The 2,075-nt window shown below is 70.4% G+C and carries 1 protein-coding gene; it reads right to left on the bottom strand.

What is annotated here, in order from left to right:
• Nucleotides 1–2,075 (bottom strand): SDR family NAD(P)-dependent oxidoreductase (locus tag ABZZ20_RS36745; RefSeq protein WP_356877388.1); only part of this gene is annotated, 2,075 nt, incomplete at both ends.

Here is a 2,075-nt window from a genome sequence, read left to right as displayed (position 1 = left end):
GCCAGATGGAACACACCCGTCCACGCACGATCCGAACCCGCCAACAGATCAACGACCTGAGCACGATCGGAAACATCCGCGGCCACGACCCGCACGCTCTGCGCACCGGCCGCCTCCAACTCCGCAACGAGCTCCGCAGCACCCACAGCCTCCGGACCACGCCGAGACGTCAACACCAGATGCCGCACACCGTGAACAGCAACCAGATGACGAGCCACCGCACGACCCAACTCACCCGTACCACCCGTCACCAAAACCGACCCGTCCACCGCGAACTCCGGCAGCACACCGCCCGACTCCGCACGCACCAAACGCGCCACCCGCACCTCACCACCACGCACCGCGATCTCCGGCTCCCCGGCAACGGACAGGGCTCGCGCCAGCAGGACGTCATCGCCCACGCCGTCGGCGCTGAGGTCGATGAGGCGGATCTCGCGGTCGGTGTGCTCGGCTCGGGCCGCCCGGACCAGGCCCCACAGGGGGGCATGGACCGGGTCGGTCACTCCGTCGCCCGCGTCCACGGCCGAGCGCGTCACCCAGACGAGCTCGGTCGATTCCAGGCGGGGTTCGGCCAGCAGCCGCTGGAGGGTGCCCAGGGCAGCGGCGGTCAGCTGCTGCGCGCTGCGCGCAGCATCCTCTTCCCCGTGCGGAGCGTCTCCCGCTCCGCGCGTGGCATCCACAACCAGTCGAAGGGGTACCTGCCCCCGGTCATCGATTTGGGCAAGGAGTACATCCACATCAGCCACATGTTCGGCCTCCAATGTTGCGGACATCCCGGCGTTGTCGCCGAGAAGCCATGTGCCGCCCGCCGGGGCGTCCTGGTACGGGAGCGCGCGGGGTGCGGCAAACTCGACGCGGTAGAGGTGCTCGGCCGTCGCACCCGCGCGGATCTGCTCGGCGCTCGCCTCGCGGATCGCGAGACCGCGGGCCCGTACGACGGGCTGTCCGGCCGGATCCGCCACCCAGATGCGGGTGTTGGTGCGGCTGTCATCGAGGTCGATGCGTACGCGCAGTTCGGTGCTTCCGGCGGCGAGCAGTTCGACGCCCGTCCACTCGAACGGGAGCAGTACCTGCCGGTCGCTCGCGTCCTGGCCGCGTACGCCCATGAGGGTGTGCAGGGCGGCGTCGAGGAGGGCGGGGTGAACGGCGAAGTCGTCGGCCTTCAGGCCGTCGGGGAGACGGATCAGGCCGTAGGCGGTGTCGCCCTTGCGCCAGAGCTCGGTCAGGCCCTGGAACGCAGGCCCGTAGTCGAGGCCGCGCTCACGGAAACCCTCGTAGAAACCGTCGAGGGCGATCTGCTCGGCACCGGCCACCGGCCACTGGGCCAGCTCCGCGAACGTCTCCTCATCGACCGCGCGGCCATCGACGGCATCGACGGTCTCGGCGAGTTCGCCGGTGGCGTGCCGGCTCCAGCCGGAGTCGTCGGAGACACCTTCCGGGCGGCTGTACACGGTGACCGGGCGACGGCCGCTGCTGTCGGGGGAGCCGACGACCACCTGAAGACGGACGGGTGAGTCCTCGCTCAACGTCAGCGGCTCCAGCAGCGTGAGCTCCTCGACCGACTCGGCGCCCACGTGGTGGGCCGCGGTGAGGACGAGTTCGAGCAAGCCGGTGCCGGGGACGAGGACGGTGCCGAACGCAGCGTGCTCGGAGAGCCAGGGGTGCTCGGAGAGGGAGATCCGGCCGGTGAAGAGGTGTCCCTCACCATCGGCGAGCGAGGTGACCGCACCGAGCCACGGGTGGTCGGACACGTCGAGGCCGACCGATCGGACGTTGCTCGTGGGCTTCGCCGCGTCGAGCCAGTAGTGCTCGCGTTGGAAGGCGTACGTCGGTAGCGGCACGAGGGTGTCCGTGCCGGTGGCCAGGGCGCGGTCCCAGTCGAGGCCGTGGCCCTGGACATGGAGCAGGCCCAGGTTGCGCAGGAGCTGGGCCGGCTCGCCGTGGTGACGGGCCAGGGAACCGACGACGATGCCACCGCGCTCCGCACTGCCGTCGGTCAACGGCATCGACAGCACCGGGTGCGCCGAGATCTCGACGAACACACCGTGCCCGTCATCCAGCAGCCGCTCCAACGC

Origin of the sequence: Streptomyces sp. NPDC006430, from assembly GCF_040612395.1 — a bacterium.
Taxonomy (GTDB): Bacteria; Actinomycetota; Actinomycetes; order Streptomycetales; family Streptomycetaceae; genus Streptomyces.
This window is presented reverse-complemented; position numbering and strand designations above follow the sequence as displayed.